Annotated in this window: 16 protein-coding genes; 10 read left to right on the forward strand and 6 right to left on the reverse strand. The window is 54.0% G+C overall.

Annotated elements, in window-relative coordinates; translation table 11 throughout:
* Positions 1 to 419: 419 nt before the first annotated feature.
* The 3 genes from sat (at position 420) to ACXJJY_RS11465 (ending at position 3,831) form a co-directional block, all read left to right on the forward strand.
* The gene (gene sat / locus ACXJJY_RS11455) at positions 420 to 1,700 is read left to right on the forward strand and encodes a sulfate adenylyltransferase (RefSeq protein WP_456387882.1); all 1,281 of its coding nucleotides are present in this window, start codon (positions 420 to 422) and stop codon (positions 1,698 to 1,700) included.
* Positions 1,701 to 1,995: 295 nt separating this feature from the next.
* Positions 1,996 to 3,075 carry a 3-dehydroquinate synthase gene (gene aroB / locus ACXJJY_RS11460; RefSeq protein ID WP_456387884.1) on the forward strand — a complete coding sequence of 360 codons (1,080 nt, stop codon included), beginning with the start codon at positions 1,996 to 1,998 and terminating at the stop codon, positions 3,073 to 3,075.
* A 261-nt stretch (positions 3,076 to 3,336) separates the two neighbouring features.
* Complete coding sequence (locus ACXJJY_RS11465) at positions 3,337 to 3,831, forward strand: FmdB family zinc ribbon protein (RefSeq protein ID WP_456387886.1); 495 nt, start codon at positions 3,337 to 3,339, stop codon at positions 3,829 to 3,831.
* A gap of 48 nt (positions 3,832 to 3,879) precedes the next feature.
* Here the strand turns inward: ACXJJY_RS11465 and ACXJJY_RS11470 are convergent, their stop codons facing one another.
* Complete coding sequence (locus ACXJJY_RS11470) at positions 3,880 to 5,226, reverse strand: sigma-54-dependent transcriptional regulator (protein ID WP_456387888.1); 1,347 nt, start codon at positions 5,224 to 5,226, stop codon at positions 3,880 to 3,882.
* A gap of 3 nt (positions 5,227 to 5,229) precedes the next feature.
* On the reverse strand, positions 5,230 to 6,807 hold the full coding sequence (locus ACXJJY_RS11475; protein WP_456387890.1) for an ATP-binding protein: 1,578 nt from the start codon (positions 6,805 to 6,807) through the stop codon (positions 5,230 to 5,232).
* Between the two features lie 353 nt (positions 6,808 to 7,160).
* On the opposite strand from ACXJJY_RS11475, the gene ACXJJY_RS11480 reads away from it, so the two are divergent.
* The 7 genes from ACXJJY_RS11480 to ftsH all read left to right on the forward strand — a co-directional run bounded on the left by ACXJJY_RS11480 (position 7,161) and on the right by ftsH (position 14,811).
* Positions 7,161 to 7,730, forward strand: a complete 570-nt coding sequence (locus tag ACXJJY_RS11480) for a cytochrome c3 family protein (RefSeq protein ID WP_456387892.1) — start codon at positions 7,161 to 7,163, stop codon at positions 7,728 to 7,730.
* A gap of 179 nt (positions 7,731 to 7,909) precedes the next feature.
* Entirely contained in the window at positions 7,910 to 8,278 is a 369-nt protein-coding gene (locus ACXJJY_RS11485; protein ID WP_456387894.1) for a cytochrome c3 family protein, read from the forward strand.
* Between the two features lie 44 nt (positions 8,279 to 8,322).
* On the forward strand, positions 8,323 to 10,710 hold the full coding sequence (locus tag ACXJJY_RS11490) for a molybdopterin oxidoreductase family protein (RefSeq protein WP_456387896.1): 2,388 nt from the start codon (positions 8,323 to 8,325) through the stop codon (positions 10,708 to 10,710).
* Between the two features lie 293 nt (positions 10,711 to 11,003).
* The gene (locus tag ACXJJY_RS11495) at positions 11,004 to 11,303 is read left to right on the forward strand and encodes a chaperone NapD (RefSeq protein WP_456387898.1); all 300 of its coding nucleotides are present in this window, start codon (positions 11,004 to 11,006) and stop codon (positions 11,301 to 11,303) included.
* A gap of 5 nt (positions 11,304 to 11,308) precedes the next feature.
* Complete coding sequence (locus tag ACXJJY_RS11500; protein WP_456387900.1) at positions 11,309 to 11,905, forward strand: 4Fe-4S binding protein; 597 nt, start codon at positions 11,309 to 11,311, stop codon at positions 11,903 to 11,905.
* Entirely contained in the window at positions 11,905 to 12,729 is an 825-nt protein-coding gene (locus ACXJJY_RS11505) for a 4Fe-4S binding protein (protein WP_456387902.1), read from the forward strand. The genes ACXJJY_RS11500 and ACXJJY_RS11505 overlap by 1 nt, the downstream gene beginning before the upstream one ends.
* 159 nt (positions 12,730 to 12,888) lie before the next feature.
* The gene (ftsH, locus tag ACXJJY_RS11510; RefSeq protein ID WP_456387904.1) at positions 12,889 to 14,811 is read left to right on the forward strand and encodes an ATP-dependent zinc metalloprotease FtsH; all 1,923 of its coding nucleotides are present in this window, start codon (positions 12,889 to 12,891) and stop codon (positions 14,809 to 14,811) included.
* 203 nt (positions 14,812 to 15,014) lie between these two features.
* Here the strand turns inward: ftsH and nrfD are convergent, their stop codons facing one another.
* The 4 genes from nrfD to ACXJJY_RS11530 all read right to left on the reverse strand — a co-directional run bounded on the left by nrfD (position 15,015) and on the right by ACXJJY_RS11530 (position 17,946).
* Positions 15,015 to 16,214, reverse strand: coding sequence for an NrfD/PsrC family molybdoenzyme membrane anchor subunit (gene nrfD / locus ACXJJY_RS11515; protein ID WP_456387906.1), 1,200 nt, complete (start codon positions 16,212 to 16,214; stop codon positions 15,015 to 15,017).
* A 153-nt stretch (positions 16,215 to 16,367) separates the two neighbouring features.
* Positions 16,368 to 17,387: a hypothetical protein gene (locus ACXJJY_RS11520; protein ID WP_456387908.1), complete on the reverse strand. Its 1,020-nt coding sequence runs from the start codon at positions 17,385 to 17,387 to the stop codon at positions 16,368 to 16,370.
* 43 nt (positions 17,388 to 17,430) lie between these two features.
* Positions 17,431 to 17,652 (reverse strand): hypothetical protein, encoded by a 222-nt coding sequence (locus ACXJJY_RS11525; protein WP_456387910.1) that lies wholly within the window; start codon positions 17,650 to 17,652, stop codon positions 17,431 to 17,433.
* Positions 17,653 to 17,724: 72 nt separating this feature from the next.
* Positions 17,725 to 17,946 (reverse strand): hypothetical protein, encoded by a 222-nt coding sequence (locus ACXJJY_RS11530; protein ID WP_456387912.1) that lies wholly within the window; start codon positions 17,944 to 17,946, stop codon positions 17,725 to 17,727.
* Between the last annotated feature and the right edge of the window lie 160 nt (positions 17,947 to 18,106).

The raw sequence follows: 18,106 nt of genomic DNA on the forward strand, positions 1-18,106 counted from the left end.
CATCCATTTGCTTCGGGCTGGACTGCTCTGGCTCTGACAGAGTGCTCTGCCTGCACGCTGTCAGAGCTTTTTTTGTGTTTGTCGGCAGATCGCAGTATACGTCGCCCCAGGGGGCGTGATGGCCATGTCCATGTTTTAACGGGTACAGGCTTGGAAGAATCAGATCTTCTCCGGTCTGAACATTGTTCGGGTTCCATTATTTCTGGCTCTAAGGGATTTGCGGAACCATGGATCGAGAAACGGATTTTTTTGCTTGACATACTCAGACCCTGGTCTTTATATAACAGGGATTTCTGAATACCGGTTCAGTAACATCAGCCTGAGGGAGGAGGAGTTTCAAGGCGACTGATGTATCCGGTCTGAAAGTAGGTTATGTTGAACTAAACGGTAATTCTAAACTTAACGAGAGAGGAAAAATTATGTTCTCAAAGTTGGTACCACCCCACGGCGGAAGAGGTCTTGTCTGTGCCCTGCTTCATGGAGAGGAGCGTGAGGCAGAGCTGGAAAAAGCAAAAAGCCTGAAGCAGGTTGAGGTTTCCGACCGGGCAAAGGGCGACCTGATCATGATGGGTATTGGTGGTTTCTCTCCGCTGGATGGTTTCATGACCCGCGAAGACTGGAAGGGAGTTTGTGAAAACTTCCAGATGGCTGATGGCACTTTCTGGCCTGTACCGATCACCCTGGACGTCTCTGCCGACGACGCTGGTTCCATCAAGGAAGGCGACGAGATCGCTCTTGTCAATGGCGGTGAGATCTACGCCACCATGAAGGTCATGGAAAAATACGAAATGACCGAGGCTGACAAGAAGTGGGAGTGTGAAATGGTCTTCAAGGGCCAGGGCGAGGACTCTGTCGGCGGCCGTTTCTGGGAAGTTGCTTTGGAAGATCACCCGGGCGTCCAGATGGTTATGGCTCAGAAAGAGTACAATATCGCCGGTCCTGTAAAGGTCCTGTCCGAGGGTGAGTATCCCAAGGAGTACCCGGGTGTGTACCTGACTCCTGCTCAGACCCGTCGTATGTTCGACGAGCGTGGCTGGGCCGATGTAGCCGCTCTGCAGCTGCGGAACCCCATGCATCGCTCCCACGAGTATCTGGCCAAGATCGCCATCGAGGTATGTGACGGCGTTCTGATTCACTCCCTGATCGGTAATCTGAAGCCCGGTGACATCCCGGCCAACGTCCGTGTCAAGGCCATCCAGATTCTGATCGACAACTACTTCGTCAATGATAACGTCATCAACGCCGGCTATCCGCTGGACATGCGGTATGCCGGTCCGCGTGAGGGTCTGCTGCACGCCACCTTCCGCCAGAACTACGGTGTCAACAACATGCTGATCGGTCGTGACCATGCCGGTGTCGGCGATTTCTACGGTCTGTTCGAGGCCCAGGAGATTTTTGACCGGATCCCAAAAACCGGTGACTCTTCCAAGGACCTGCTCTGCAAGCCCATGAAGATCGACTGGACCTTCTACTGCTACAAGTGTGACGGAATGGCTTCCCTGCGGACCTGCCCGCATGGCAAGGAAGATCGGGTTATCCTCTCCGGTACCAAGCTTCGTAAGGCCCTTTCCGAGGGTGCCGAGATTCCGGATCACTTTGGTCGTGACGAAGTTCTCGCTCTGCTTCGCGAGTACTACGAGGGTCTGACCGAGAAAGTTGAGGTCAAGATGCAGGGTGCCGCTTCCGGCGATGCCATGTAATTCTTTCCACCTCAGCTGGAATTAGAAAAAAGGAGGTGCCAACTGGCATCTCCTTTTTTGTTTCTGGAACCTAAACTGAGTGTTGCACCCATCTGCAATTGGAAAAAAGATAACTGGTTATAATTGCTTTTCTTTTTAAAGTGTTGCAGGTGGATGAAAATTCTGTCTCCAGCATAAGAGAAAAGGAAAATCTGCTCTCCCGGACGGTGAGATAATCTGGTACCCTGATGGTACCTTTTTCGGTACACGCTAACCTCTCGAAACAAGATAGAAAAAGAAAAAAGAAAAACAAAATATGAAAACAGTACAGGTCGGTCTGGATGAGCGAAGCTACCCGATCATGATCGGTTCCGGCATGCTTGCCGAAATTGGCCCTGATCTCAGGGCGCGGAACGTGGCCAAACGGTATGGGGTCATTGCCGACGAGTATGTGGCCCGGCTCTATGGTGACAAGGTCCTGGAGTCGCTGGGCCAGGCCTCGGTACCAGCCGAGTTGATCACCTTTCCCCGCGGAGAGGCGTCCAAGAACCTGCAGATCATCGCGTCCCTGGCCAGTGAGCTGGCCAGGCATGGATTTGACCGGGCCGATGGCCTTATTGCTCTGGGGGGCGGGGTCACCGGCGATATCACCGGGTTTCTTGCTTCCATCTACATGCGTGGCATTCCCTTTGTCCAGGTTCCCACCTCCCTACTCGCCCAGGTGGACAGTTCGGTGGGGGGTAAAACCGGGGTCGATATTCCGGAGGGAAAGAACCTGGTCGGTACCTTCTATCAGCCAAGAAGTGTCTATATAGACACCGATGTCCTGCGCAGTCTGCCGGAATCAGAGCTCCTGGGCGGTCTGGCCGAAGTTATAAAGTATGGGGTGATTGCCGATAAAGAGTTTTTCTATTATCTCCGTCAGCACCGGCAGGACATTTTTTCTCTTCAGGAAGAGATTATAAGCCAGATGATAGCGAGGTGCTGTGAGATCAAGGCCCGAGTGGTGGAGCAGGATGAACGGGAAGGGGGGCTGCGGAGAATCCTCAATTTCGGGCACACCATCGGGCATGCGGTTGAGGCGGCCTCGAATTTTCAGATCATCCATGGGCTGGCTGTGGCTATCGGAATGTGCGCAGCGGCGGATCTCGCGGTCCGGACAGGGTTGCTTGGCGAAGATGAGGCCTGGGAAATCCGTGATCTCATCACTGCCTATGGCATGCCGACCACCATTTCTCCGGAGCTTGATCGGGAAGAAATAAAAAAGTTTTTCCTCACGGATAAGAAAACCGTCGGTGGCCGGGTATTTTTTGTGCTGCCCACAGGTATTGGTGAGGTTGTTGTCACGGATCAGGTCCGACCCGCTGATATTGACGCAGTCCTGAACAGTGATTAATTTCAGGGACAATGCGGCAGGTATCTCCTGTCATTCTCACGGGATGGAGCAGATTGCATGCGGCCGGGGTTTTTGCGGGCCCGCAGCGCACAGGTGCTGACCCTTTTCCGGCTCAAGAATCGACCTGTGGTCGCAGATCGTTTCCCCTGACACCCATGCAGGCTCACACAGCCTGCTCAACGAAAGGTGAAAGCTGTTGTTGTCCCCCCTTTGAGGGTAGGGCGAGACTTTCATATAAACTCCCTTCGGATTGAGTATGCCATGCCTATCTACGAGTTTTTCTGCGAAGAGTGCAACACCATCTTTAATTTTTTCTCCCGTCGGATCAACACGGAGACCCGGCCAGGCTGTCCGCAATGTGGTCGGAAAGAGCTGCAGAAGATGATGTCCCCCTTTGCCACTGTCGGCAAGGCCAAAGAGGAAGACAGCGATGATCCGCTGGCCGGACTCGACGAGAGCAGGATGGAAAAGGCCTTTGAGAGCCTGATGCGGGAGGCTGAAAACATCAATGAAGATGATCCCCGGCAAATGGCCGACTTGATGCGCAAGTTTACCGAAAAGACAGGAATATCCCTTGGAGAGCAGATGGAGGAGGCTCTGGCGCGCATGGAGGCAGGGGAGGATCCTGACCAGATTGAACAGGAGATGGGTGATCTGCTCGATGGTGATGACGCCTTTTCCCTGGACGGTATGAAGAAAAAACTGCGGGGAACTCGAAAAACTCCGCGCCGTGACGAGAAGCTCTACGAGATGTAACCCCGGAAGATACCTGATTTGTCCGTCCGAAACAGGTCCGGTACCTTTTCAGAGGATGATCTCGTAATGTTTCATCTTTTCCCACAGATTCTTCCTGCTGATGCCGAGCAGCTCGGCGGCTTTTGTTCTGTTGCCCCCGGTACGGGCGAGTGCGCTTAAAAGACATCGTTTTTCCGTCTGGGCCAGGGCTTCGCTGAGGATAACCGGACCCTCGAACGGTTCAGCATCGTCATTGGCCGAATGCAGGTCCGCCGGCAGGTCCGCCGGGGTTATCACCGGGTTCGGGGCCAGGACAGAAGCCCGTTCGATGATGTTTTTCAGCTCCCGGACATTGCCGGGGAAATCATACTCCAGCATGCAGGCCATGGCCTCTGGAGACAGCTTCATGGTTATCCCCCGTTTCTGGCTGAATTCCGCCAGGAAATGGTCGACAAGTATGGGGATATCTTCTCTCCGCTCGCGCAGGGGCGGCATGGTCACCGGAATGACCCGAAGGCGGTAATACAGATCCTGCCGGAAGCGGCCCTCCTTCACTTCCACCCCCAGATCCTTGGCCGTAGCGCATATGAGCCGCACATCCACCTTGATGGTCCTGGTACCTCCCACCCGTTCGCACTCTCCCTCCTGGATCACTCTGAGCAGCTTGGCCTGTAGCGGAAGGGGCAGATCTCCGATTTCATCGAGCAGCAAAGTCCCTCCGTCCGCCAGTTCAAACTTGCCCGGTTTTCTGTTGTGGGCGCCGGTGAAGGCTCCGCGTTCGTGGCCAAAGAGCTCGGATTCGATCAATCCTTCCGGGATGGCCGCGCAGTTGATCCGGACATAGGGTTTGCTGGCCCGGGTGCTGGAGCGATGGATTGCAGCCGCGGCCAGCTCCTTGCCCGTACCTGATTCACCTGTAACAAGCACAGTGGAGTCGGTGGACGCCACCTGACTGATTATCTTATAGACCTTCTTGATCGCCGGGCTCTCGCCAATGATATGCTTTCGGGCCAGGAAGCAGTTCTCTTCCAGAGATGCACATTTTGCCTTGACCGACTGCATTTCCAAGACCCGCTTGATGCGGATCACCAGGTCATCCATGTTGAACGGCTTGAGGATGTAATCCACGGCCCCTTTTTTCATGCAGCTGACCGCATCATCCACGCTGCCATAGGCTGTCATCATTATAATATCAGGGGGCGGGCTCAGCTGGCGCACTTGTTCCAGTAGTTCCACCCCGGAAAGTCCGGGCATGCGGATATCCGAGAGCACCAGGTGGTAGTTGTTGTGTTCAAGGCATTTTTTGGCCTTCAGTCCGTCCTCCACTGCATCCACGGTCCAGCCTTCCCGGCGCAGTCGGTCCTCCACCGTGATACGCATTATTTCATCATCTTCGGCAAGCAGTATTCTCGGCATACGTTATGTTTCCTGGGTGTTGGATTGGTGTTCTCTTGAATGTGGGCAGGATAGTTTTATGGGCAGATAGATGGTAAACCGGCTGCCGCGGCCCGGTTCGGATTCCACCTCGATATGGCCGCCAAACTGCTGAACCAGGGAGTCGGTGACCGCCAGCCCCAGGCCGGTTCCTTCTCCTACCTCCTTGGTGGTGAAAAACGGATCAAAAATCTTGTCGATGATTTCTTCAGGGATACCGGAACCGGTATCGGTGAAGACCAGTACCAGGTCGTCGTCTGTCCGGTAGGAGGTGATACTCAACGTGCCCCCGTCGTGCATGGCCTGAATGGCGTTGAGGCAGATGTTCATGACAATCTGTTTGGCGGCCTCGGTGTCGATGCAGTAGGCCTCGTCGAGCTGGAGGTCCAGTTCCACGTTTATGTTTTTCAGCTTGTACTCCAGCAGTTCCAGGCATTCCCGGATGATTTCGTCAATGCTGGCCCGCATGAGCTGCAGCGGTTCGCTTCGCCCGTAGTTGAGGAGTTGGCGCATGGTGTGTTCGATCCGGTGCAACCCCTTGTCGATGAGCGGCAGGTAGCGGTCGTGCAGATCCCTGTTGTCGGGTTCCTCACGAATGGTACGGATACAGTTGAGCATCCCTCCCAGGGGGTTGTTGATCTCATGAGCGATACCAGCGGTCAGCTGGCCAAGAGCGGCCAGCTTTTCACTGCGGAAGGCCTGTTTTCTGGCCTGTTCCAGGTCCTCCACAGAGCGTTTATGGCGTTCGCAGAGATTGAAAAACCGGCGGGACAGAAAACCGATTTCATCTTTGGTGTCCGGCAGTTTGAACGTATCCGGGTCTTTTTCCGGGAATTTATCCATGGCATCGGCCAGTTGATTGATGGGTCTGACGACCAGGTTGTTGAACAGCAAGTAGAGCACCATGGCCACAGAGCAGACCGACAGGAGGCCGAAGATGATAATGGACTGGTTGTTATGTCTGATGGCCTCGTCGGCCCAGTTGATGGGGATGGAGATGGACAGGGCCCCCCGGATGTCACCGACCCTGTAACCTTGCTCCGCATGGCAGGAAAGGCAGGAAGATTTGACCTCCAGCGGGGTCACGTAGCGCAGGATCCGGCCATTGTCTCCTTCTATGATTTTGATAATCTCCGGTACACCTTCTTCGAGCAGGAGGAGGCTGGAACGCTCAAAATCATCGGGCTCATTGGCCGGGTTGATCGGCTTGAGGCTGGTGACTCTGAACCAGCAGAAGCCGGAGCGACTTGCATATTCGGATAGTTCACGGGTGACCATGGCGGGATTTCTCTTGACGAGGATGGTTCCGTCTTTGGCCTGCAGTGTAGGATTGGGCAGGAAGGGGTTGGCATGGTCCTGCTTTGTCTTGACAATGAACAGACCCCTGTGATCAGCCACCCATTGTCTGGTCAGCAGAATCTGCTGGCGCAGCATCCGGGCCTCCTGACAGGCCTGGTTGATAACCAACCTGTTCTGGAGAATGGATGTGTAGATCAGCAGCAGGCCGTAGGACGCCGTCAGAATGGCACCGATGGCCAGGATGAATTTAGATCGAAGTTTCATGGGTGTTGTACGTCTGGCTTTGAATTCTTCCCATGATGTATTGTACCCGACCAGTCTTACCATGCAACCGGGTAGTGTTGAAAGAGTGTGGCGCTATCAGAAAAAATGTTACCTGGCGGTATCATTTTTGCGCCATGACTGTTACCTCCTGGTAATGGTGGGTTGTGTCGGTAGTGAATATCTATGTAAAATTAGCATGTTGTTAGACTGGAATATTCTTTGCTATAATTCTTTGCAGTACACCATAAGACAATCTGGAAAATTTTAAAGGGTACTGTACTGATTCTCGTTCGACAGTATTTGTTTCCAAGAGCCATTGAAAAAGCTCTTCGCCACCAGGGAGACATGGACGCGTGCAGTGTGAAGAAGGGGGGAAAAACCACCTGACAGGAACCCTGATTTGCCTGTTTGTCTGGGTCATGGGTGGGGGTGTGACTGTCGTGATCTTTTCGGGCTTTGTCTTGAACTTTGGTAACCGGGCCTCCTTTTGCGGGAGTTGCCATGTCATGAAACCTTTTGTGATGTCCTGGCAGGAGGATGTGCATGGCGGGCAGAACCGGACAGGCAGCGTGGCCCATTGCAACCAGTGTCATCTGCCCATCGACAACCTGCTGTCTTTACTGAAGAGCAAGATTGCCTCCGGTGTACGGATGACAGTGAATAACCTCTTCATCGAGGGCAGGAATTATGACTGGGCCGGCAATGCCCGGGAGAACCGCAATCGTTTCGTCCATGATTCCGGATGTATGGATTGTCATGGGGAACTTGAGCCGCCTGGGTTGTCCGAGGCAGGCGTCCAGGCCCACCGGCAGTACCTGACCGGTCGCCGGGAGAGCAGCTGTACCGGATGCCATCCCAGGGTCGGGCACCGGAACGGGCTCAGTTCGGCAGAGAAGTTTTTTTATTTGCATAAGGGAGGTTGAGCACTCTCTGCGGGGAACCATTTGAAAATCACTCAGTTCAGGTTCGAACTTTTGTGTAGAGTCGTCAGTGCTTCCGGTCATGCCGGGAGGAATCGCCGGCTCTGCCTATAAGCCAGGAAACGGGCGTAAGACCAGCGGAGGGGGCTGCCCGGAAGAAGAAAATCTTCAGGAGGTGAACCGTGAAGAGACAAATGTTCGTGACGTGTTGTGTCATGGTGTTTCTTGGCATGATGGTCTGGGGGGCATCCCCCGGGTCAGCAGAAGACAAACCGGTCAATGGTCATCCAGAGCTGAGTGAGAATGAGATGTATGTTGCCTGCGCTGACTGCCATCAGGAGGCAACACCCGATGTCTACAAAGAGTGGTATGGTTCAGCCCATGGCATCGCCATGGTGAAATGCTACCAGTGCCATGGAACCTTTGAAACATTCCGTCTGACGCCATCCAGGGAGGACTGTGCGGTCTGCCATGCCAAAATGCTGGAGAAATGTCCCAAGGATAAAGACTGCTGGAAATGCCACAGTCCGCATACGTTTAAGGCCAGGTAGAAGCAGCCAATCACGCTCAGACAGTTTGCAGGGAGGAGATATTCATGGCTCAGACAAGAAGAGATTTTCTCAAAAAAACAGCAGCTCTTTCCGCTGCGTCGTATGTGGGGATGAACCTGCCTCTGGACAGGAGTTCCGTGGCCTTGGCCGAAGAAGGCATTCAGTGGCATCGCGGGTCCTGCAGGCTTTGCGGGGTGGGTTGCCGGGTTGAACTGGGAGTTAAAAACGGTCAGCCGGCCGGATTACGCGGCGTGGCCAAGGCCAGGACCAACTTTGGTTATGTGTGCATGAAGGGCATGCATTTCTGGAAGTGCATGCGCCATGCCGACCGCTTGACAAAACCACTGTACCGCGAGAAGAAAACCGATAACTTCCGTGAGATATCCTGGGACAAGGCTCTGGATATCGCGGCAAGCAAATTTGCCGAAGCCGTCACCGCCCATGGTAATGATTCCGTGGCCTATTACGGTTCCGGCCAGGCTTTGACTGAAGAGACCTACCTGTTCCAGAAGGTGATGCGGGGCGGGCTGCAGACCAACAACGTGGAGGGTAATCCGCGGTTGTGCATGGCCTCGGCTGTGGGCGGCTACCTGACCTCGTTCGGGGCCGATGAGCCCATCGGCGGTTATGCTGACCTGGAAAAGGCGTACTGTTTCTTCATTATCGGTTCCAATACCGCCGAGGCCCATCCGGTCCTCTTTCGTCGAATCATGCGCCGTAAACTTGACAATCCCGAAGTCAAGGTGATCAATGCCGACCCCCGCCTGTCGCAGACCTCGAGAATCGCCGACAAGCACCTGCAGTTCAAGCCGGGTACCGACCTGGCCCTGCTTAATGCCATGGCGTATGTGATCATCGAGGAAAAACTCTATGACCGGTCCTTTTTTTCCACCTACGCCACTTTCCGCAAAGGTAAGGAAAAAAAGGAAGTTTCTTTTGAAGAGTACAAAAAATTTGTCGCCGATTATCCGCCGGAAAAGGCAGCCCGCATCATGGGCGGCAAGGTGACGGCCGATGATATACGCGTAGTTGCCCGCTGGTTCGCCACCTCCAGGGGTACGGTTTCCCTGTGGACCATGGGCATCAACCAGCGCAAAAGAGGGGTATGGGCCAACAACCTGATCCATAATCTCCATATCCTCACCGGCCAGCTGCTCAAGCCCGGTGCCGACTCCCTGTCGCTCACCGGTCAGCCCAATGCCTGCGGCGGCGTCCGTGAAGGCGGCGGTCTGTGCCATATTCTGCCCGGCCACCGGCTGGTCAAGAAGGAAAAACTGCGTAACCAGGTGGAGGAGGCCTGGGGTATTCCCAAGGGTCGGATTCCGCCCAAGCCCGGCTATCATACCATGGCCATGTTCTCGGCCGTCAATGCCGGCAAAATCAAGGCAATCTGGATCAACTGCACCTCCCCTGCCCAGAGTCTGCCCAACTGCAATCTGTACAATAAGGGACTGGCCCGTGAGGATGTCTTCATCGTCTGCACGGATATCTTCCCAACCCGGACCACAGAGTACGCCAACTTGATCCTGCCCACGGCTTTCCATTTCGAGAAAACCGGGGTCTACGGCTGCACGGAAAGGCGCTCTCAGTTGACCAGGAAGGCCATTGATCCGCCCGGCGACGCCAAACCCGAGGTCTGGATCGTACGTGAATGGGCCAGGAAACTGGCCGGCAAACTGAACGATCCGGTCATTGCCCAATGCATCAGTCCTTTTGAAGGACTGGATGAGGAATATGATCTTCCCAGGGCCATCTGGGATGAATATACCCAAAAATTGACCAAGCATCGGGATAATGATTTGAGGGGTGCGACATATGAAGTGCTGGAGCAGATGTACGATGGTGTCCAGTGGCCGGCCCCGACGAAGGAGTACGCGTTGAAGGGCGGTACAGTCAAAAAATTTGTCCGTGGCATGGATCCCATGGCAGACAGCGAGGCTACCAGTGATCTGCCCTACCAGTTCTACGGCCCGGCCCACAAGGACCGGAAACTCTGGGTGTGGCTGCGGCCGCAGGCGGATCCTGAGGAGGTGCCGGATGCCGAATATCCGTTCTATCTTTCCACCGGACGGATTATCGATCACTGGCATACCATGTCCATGACCGGACGGGTACCCGAGTTGCTGAGAGCCAATCCCTACGCCTACGTTGAGATTAACCCAAACGATGCGAAGAAGCTTGGTATCAAGCCCGGTGACATGGTGGAGGTTCGGTCCCGTCGTGGGGTGAACGTGCTGCCGGCCAAGGTGTACGAAGGCCCCATCGAGGGAATGGTCTTTGTCTACTGGCACGATCAGCATCCGGAACGGATGATCAATAAGGTGACCAAGGATGCCTATGATCCCGGCTCCAAAGAACCCGAATTTAAGATCTGCGCGGTCAAGGTGAAACGTGTTTCCGGGCCTGTGCCTTTGAAACCGTTGATTGTATAAAAAGATTTTTATTTTCATGTTGAAGAATTAGCGCCGGGGGTGGGAAACTGCCCCCATTCTCTGATTACCGGGACCGGATACCGGAGTGTCGATATGTTTGCCGCTTTCCTGCCAAAAGCGCGGACTTCTCCTTCTTTACCTGTTTGTTGCCTCTTCCGAAGATCGGCACAGACGGTATCCGGTCCCGGTAATCAGGGATCAGGTATGGGTTGTGCAGTCACATGCCTTTGTTTTTTCCGTTGTTTCTTCAGGGCTGATGGCCGCTGACGGCAGATTATGGAAAAGGACCGACTATGCCTATTGGTGGAGTGGTGATATCGACACGGCCGGAAGACCGGGATCAGACTCTGGAGACATTGAACCAGATGAGTCAGGTCGAGGTCTATGGAGCTGATGAAAAGGGCAATATTGTGGTCGTTCTCGAGAGTACGTCTACTGATGCTATGGAAAAGATGATGCGGAGCATCGAGAAGGTGGAAACCGTGCTCAGTGTAGGGCTGACCTACCTCAACATCGAGGATGAAGCCGAAAAAATCGCTCTGGGCGAGTATGTGCCTCAGATATTTGGCCGCCGACGGGACGAAAAGGGATAAGGCATGTGAAGCGTCGCGGTTTTCTCAAGCTGACGGGCGTGGTGACGGCCACTGCGCTGCTCTCTGGCAGCATCAAGGCCTCGGCTTCTCTTCTACGTTCACCTGTCACTACCAACAGACTGCGTCCTCCGGGGGCCGTGCCGGAAGAGATTTTCGCCGGCAAATGTCTGCGCTGCGGCCGCTGCGTGGAGGTCTGCCCCTATCACTGTATCGAACTCCTGGATATCCGTCATGGCCTCCATGCGGGAACCCCCTTGATTGCGGTGGAGAAAATCCCCTGCTATCTCTGTATGAAATGTGTGGATGTGTGTCCCACCGGCACCCTGCAGCGGGTGGAAATGGCCGAGACCAGAATGGGGCTTGCGGTCATCAATCAATTTACCTGTGCGGCCTGGAACGGAATGACATTGTGCCGGACCTGTTATGACAAATGTCCGTTCAAGAACGAGGCAATCCGGCTGGAGTCGCTCAAACCGGTGGTAGACGAAGAGGTCTGTACGGGTTGTGGTCTCTGTGTCAATGCCTGTCCGGTGACCGGTGTTGACGGTCTGAAGGGGGTCAATGTGGAGCCCCTGTATTCCGGAGACAAGGTGAAATACTGATGACTGGAGACCGGGGGAAGGGACAGGGTCGCAGACGACGCTACAACACCCTGCGTTTTGCGGTTTTATCGGCAGCCTTTCTTGTTGTCCTGATCAATCCTTTTCTCAACTATTATAAATCAATAACCCTGATCCAGGGATGGTATCAATCCCTTGGTGTCGGTGAGCTCTGGTTTGTCTCGCCTCTTGAAGGACTGGAAAGTATCCTGGTCACAAAAAAACTCTACCTTCCGGCCCTCGTTGGTATGCTGCCGCCGGTCCTGCTGGCCCTGCTGCTTGGGCGGGTGTTTTGCAGCTGGATCTGTCCGATCAATTTTTTCGGAGAACTGTTCGACCGGCTGCGACGGTTGATCTCCAGAAAAAAAGATCTTCATGACCGGCTGGTTCTGGCCCGGAGACTTCTGTGGTTTGCCTTGATCGGCGAGTTTTTGTTGTCCATGATCCTGGGGGTGCCTGTTTTTGTCATCATGTCACCTCCTGGACTGGTGGGTCGTGAGATCATGATGGCGGTGTTTTTTCATAAACTGGCCCTCGAGGGGGTGGTACTGGTGGCAGTGCTCCTGCTTGAACTCCTGACCCGTCGATTCTATTGCCGTTATTTTTGTCCCCTGGGCGGTCTTCTCGCCCTGATCGGTGCACGGCGTCGGCTGCTTGTCGATCAGAAGGTGGAGGCCTGCGTCCAGTGTGGCCTCTGTGAGTACGCCTGTCCCCTTGGTCTCAATCCCGGTCTTGGTGAGGGCCGGTCTGTCTACTGCTGGAACTGCGGGGCCTGTGTAGACTCCTGCCGGACAGGAGCGCTGGATTTTACCTGGCGCGTGCGATAGTTGTCCGTACGGTCTTGCAGTTCTCCTTGATTTTCCCCGGGTAACACTCCTGTTTTCTTGCCCATCTGCCATTCCTCGGTTCGCAGGCTTTTTCTCCGGTCGGTTCAGCCCGGGTATTTTTTCGGTGAAAAAACAGACCACGTGTGGGTAGGAGTGCCAATGGTAGTTCTGTACATTTTTCCTCTGATTTTCTACAATGGCCGGAATATACGGAGGAAGAACCGTTACTGTCACCCACGCTTTATTGAGGACTGGTCGCTTATGGCTTATTTTGCCCGGAATATTTTCATTTTCTTTATCTTTATCTTTGTGCTCGGCACCCTTTTTATCTTTTGGCGGGCTGAACATAAGACAGCCCTGCCTACCCAGAGTTACACGGATTTTCTGGAGAATCTGCACCGGGATCGGATCGCAGCGGTGCAGATTCGCGGCAATACTCTGGTGGTGACCAGTAATGATGGTCGGCGCTATACGACAATCGCGCCGGATATATCGTCCCTGGTCCCGAAGCTGGAGGGCCGGAGAATCCGGGTCACGGTCAGTCGTGACAATACCCAGTTGATCTGGTTCACCGTCCTTTTTTCTGTGGCCTTGATCGTGGTTCTTCTTGTCTGGGCCGCTAACCTGAAAAGACAGGAGAAAAATGCTGAAGATGAGCACTTTGCCAGTGAAAAGATGATCCGTTTCACCCAGGAGAACCGCGTTACCTTTGACGATGTGGCCGGAATCTCCTCAGCCAAGGAAGAGCTGGTGGAGGTGATCGAGTTTTTGAAGAACCCCGAGCCGTTCAAGGAGGTTGGTGCCACCATTCCCAGGGGGATACTCCTTCAGGGGCCACCTGGGACCGGCAAGACGTTACTGGCCAAGGCCATAGCCGGCGAGGCCGGAGTACCATTTTTCAGCTTTTCCGGCTCTGATTTTGTCGAGATGTTTGTCGGGGTTGGGGCCTCCAGGGTTAGGGACCTCTTCCGGGAGGCTAAAAAGAATGCTCCGTGTATTGTGTTTATCGACGAGATCGATGCGGTGGGGGGGAGTCGGACCGCCGCCGGAGTGGCGGGAGGGACCGATGAGCGGGCCCAGACTCTCAATGCCCTGCTGGTGGAGATGGATGGCTTTGGTACCGATGATACGGTCCTGGTTCTGGCGGCAACCAACCGGCCCGATATCCTTGATCCAGCCCTGCTCAGACCGGGACGGTTTGACCGCCAGATCACCATCCTGCCACCCGATGTCAAGGGACGGGAAAAAATTCTCGAGGTCCATACCAGGAAGGTGAAGCTCGGATCGGATATCAATCTCAAGCGAATTGCCCAGACGACCCCGGGCTTCACCGGGGCGGAACTGCATAACCTGGTCAACGAGGCGGCCCTGCTGACGGCCAGGAAGCGACAGCAGTACATTACCATGGAGGACTTCGATGAGGCCCGGGACCGGATTCTCATGGGGGTGGAGCGCAAGGGGATGGTCTTTTCAGAAAAAGATCGCAAGATCCTGGCCTTTCATGAGGCGGGCCATGCCATTGTCGCAAAAAGGATGCCCGAAGCCGATCCCCTGGTTAAGATCACCATTATTCCCCGGGGCAGGGCACTTGGCCAGACCCAGCAGTTGCCCTTAAGCGATAGGCACGCCTATTCCAGGGAATACCTGCTCGACAAGATCACCATATTCATGGGTGGCCGGGCCGCAGAGGAGATTATCTTCGGCGAGCTAAGCACCGGGGCCCAGGATGACCTCCTACAGTCTACGGAAATCGCCACCTCCATGATATGCAAGTGGGGTATGGGCAACACTCTGGCACCACGGGCGTATGTGCGGGAGGGGGGGAGCTTCCTGGGAGATCCCATGGCCATGCTCCTGCATAGTGACGAGACGGAACGGCGGATCGATCAGGAGATAAACGGCATCCTCCAGCAATGTTACCAGAAGGCCCGGGATATCCTGACCGAAAACAGGGACTATCTCAACCAGGTGGCCGAAGTTCTGCTCAAGGAGGAAACCCTTGATGATGAGGAGCTTGATATTATTTTTGAGTGCACTTCTCAGAAAGCAGACGAGGAGAAGAATATATCCTGCCAGGCATAATGATTATTTGGAACCGGTATCTAGTCGTCCTGGTGTACTCAATATTAAGGAAAGATTGTATGTGGTCTCAGGGTGCCCTGAGATCGCTTTTGTTCTGGTTGCGCTGGGGATGCGCTGAAATGGGGAGTCAGGTTAAAAAAACTGCCCGCTGCGGTATGCAACGGGCAGTTTTTTTGTTTCCTGGTCAGGTTTGAGGGTGGACTCTATTTTTCATCAACAGAGAGGCGGTCGGGCCGCAGGAGCAGCTCGCCAAGGATAAAGAGAGTGAAGACCAGAAAGAAACCTCCTGCCAGCATCATGTATTCGTGCAGGGACGGGGTGTAGCTGTAATACTTCGGCAGGCCCACGATATTGTACTGGGCGAAATGGGGCACGAGCTGTCCGGCCATGATCAGGTCATAGACTCCGATGAACTGTCCGGCCAGGCCGATAATGGCGGCTGCGAACAGGGCATTGATGTCTGTCTTTTTGCGGCTGATAACCAGAATGGCCAGCGGAATTACAAAGGCCATGGCAACTTCACCAACCCAGAAATTACCGGCAAAACGGCCATTCAGAAGAAGATCCATGGCATCGGGGTTCGAAACCGCTTCACCGGCATAACCGGCCATTATCTTGGCAGCGGTGAACAAGCCGTAGATCATGAGCAGGACGATGGTAAGCTTGCTTGTGGCGGACAGGGCGGTTTTTGTCTCATCACTGGGTTCGTTGCCGCTTATTTTGGAAGCTGCCCAGTTGAAGAAGAAAATTCCAAAACAGGCCAGCAGGCCGGCAAAAGTCAGAAAGTAGATGGGCATGTACTGGTCCGGCCAGAAGGCGCGTGCCCCGAGAATGCTCATGTCTTCCTTCATGTTGAGGATTGCGGCAAGGCAGGCCAGCAGTGCCACCAGGCCGACTCGGGATGCGGCCTTGACCTTGCCACGGTTAAGAAGGATGAGGTTGAATATGAGCAGCATCAGGTACATGGAATAAATGGAAGTCTTCCACCAGATGTTGGATTCCGGATGGGGGGAAAGAAGAGCCCATATCTGGACCCGCCACGGATTCTCCAGCTCAAGAGAGATGCTCATCAGTCCGGCGGCAATGGTAATCGCGGCTAAGAACAGGGTTCTGCCAACAATGGGTTTGAACGCCTTGATACCGAAAACCTGGCCCAGGGAGGCAATGATGCACAGTCCGGTGGAGAAAGTTGCAAAAAAAACATAGCCGGCAATCAGGATACCCCAGGGTACCTCGCGGGATGTGCCAAGGGCATGGTGGTGACCTATGTAAAGCGCATGGCCGGCGAAAAGTATTCCGGTTACGGCAATGGAAGCGCACGCAACGAGAATGATAAAAACCGGAAACGGGATCTCTATCCCCGCAATACCAATTTTGTTGTCCATGGATTGAACATTGTCCATTGATTCCTCCTCCTTGGGTTACCTGTTGTACATGTGAATAATTTTGTGGTTCTTTAACTTAAATGTGTAGCTGGACCCTGACAGGGAGTGCCGGTATGCGTTTGCCAAAGCTGCCGGCAAAGAGATCCCTGTGGACAGGGACAGCGATATTGTTCATCGTTGTTTCTCCTGGAGTATCAGGCCGATCTGTTCACCGGACATCATGATACTGCGGAGGATTCGTACTTCTTCGGGATTGTTTTCCCGTTGAGAGTTGTTATCCAGCAGCAACTGGGTATAGTTGATGATGGCGTTGAGTTGATTGTTCAGGACATTCATCTCGTGGGGTGAATAGACATTTCCTTCGCCAGGGTGATCCGGCCCACTTCTGAACAAAAGAAAATTCAGCCGCTCGGTCAGATCCTTGAGCTCCTGACAGGCTCCTGGTGTTAGAACCAACTCCTGGTCCCGATCTGACTCATGCACCTGCCTTGAGAGATCCAGGAGGGGGAGCAGAGCCTTGCGGTACAGGAAGACGAGAAGCAGGCTGATAGCTCCTGTAATCAGCGCCAGGGTGCCTATGATCAGGTTCTGGAACCGCACCAGGTTACTTTTCATCTGGCCGATCAGGACCCTGTCAAACTGCATCAGCTGGTCGGACATGGACCGAAGCCTGTCGTGCAGTTTGAGGGCCGGGGTTATCTTATCCTCCTCATTTGCCATCTGCCGGGCCAGGAGAGCAATTTCACCTATGCCAACCTTATCGATGAGTGCCAGTTTGTATTGGGTCGGTATCAGTTGATGATCCAGGAGCCTTGAAAAATCGCTGTTAAGGGCTTCGATTTTATTCTCGAACCCCTCAAGCTGGCTCCATTTTCTTTCCAGTATCGCCCGGGTGAGATACTCCCTGAGCGAGGAGAAACGAAAGACAACTTTTTCTCCCTGGTCAATAATTTCATTATACTGGGCTGTGAGCCTGTACTGCAGAAGGGCCATGATGATGACCACTGAGAGCAGTACGGTTATACCGCATAACGCGGAATACAGTATCTTCCGTGTGGAGACCGGGGAGCGTGACGAAGAACCACCTTGTCCAGTTGCGGCACCGGACAGGGTGCTGCTGCCCGGTGCCTTGCTGGACGGTTGCTGGCTGCCATCACCATACAGAGTCCGTTGTTCCTTGATACCTGTCACCCTTTCTGTAAACACAGGACATTGCGGAGTGGTTTCTGCTCCCCTACATTCCACTGACAGCTTTGAACCAGCTGCCAATCAGAGACAGGGGGCCACCGGCACTGATCATGCCGCCAATAAAGCAGGCCAGTCCCCAGAGGCCGATAAGGGCCGCGCCGATACCGACTGCGTAGACACCGACTTTTGATATTTCAGATGCCGGGGTGATATCCTTTGCCTGGACGCCAGTCTGAGTACGTGTTTTTGTATTTGCTGTCTTGGCCATGATGTTCCTCCTTTTATTGTGAAGAGATGCTTTGTGTCAATTGTTTTGTTGCTACGTCGTAGTACCTGTTTCTTAAAGTCCGCTCACGGCATGGAACCAGCCGTCCAGCAGCCCGGTGGCTTCGGTGCCGGCCACAATGCCGCCAATGATGCAGGCCAGTGCCCAGGCGCCGATGAGACCGGCAAACATGCCGAGAACACCCATGGTCAGTCTGTTGGCTTCTGTCTCCATTGCCGCGGGACGGGCCAGCGTTTTTCCTTTTTTTTCTTCAATTATGGATTCTTGATTCATCACCTTTCTGCCCTCCTGGTGTATATCTGATCCTGTCCGTCTTTCCATAGGTTGTCAGTGTGTTGCGTTTGCCCCTTATATTGCAAGCGGGGGGCCAGATTGCAGGCAGAGAGGATTTTTTAATGTGTCTCGCTGGTAACTATTTGAAACCGTAGTGTAATTT

The sequence above is a fragment of the Desulfolithobacter sp. genome (genome assembly GCF_054025815.1).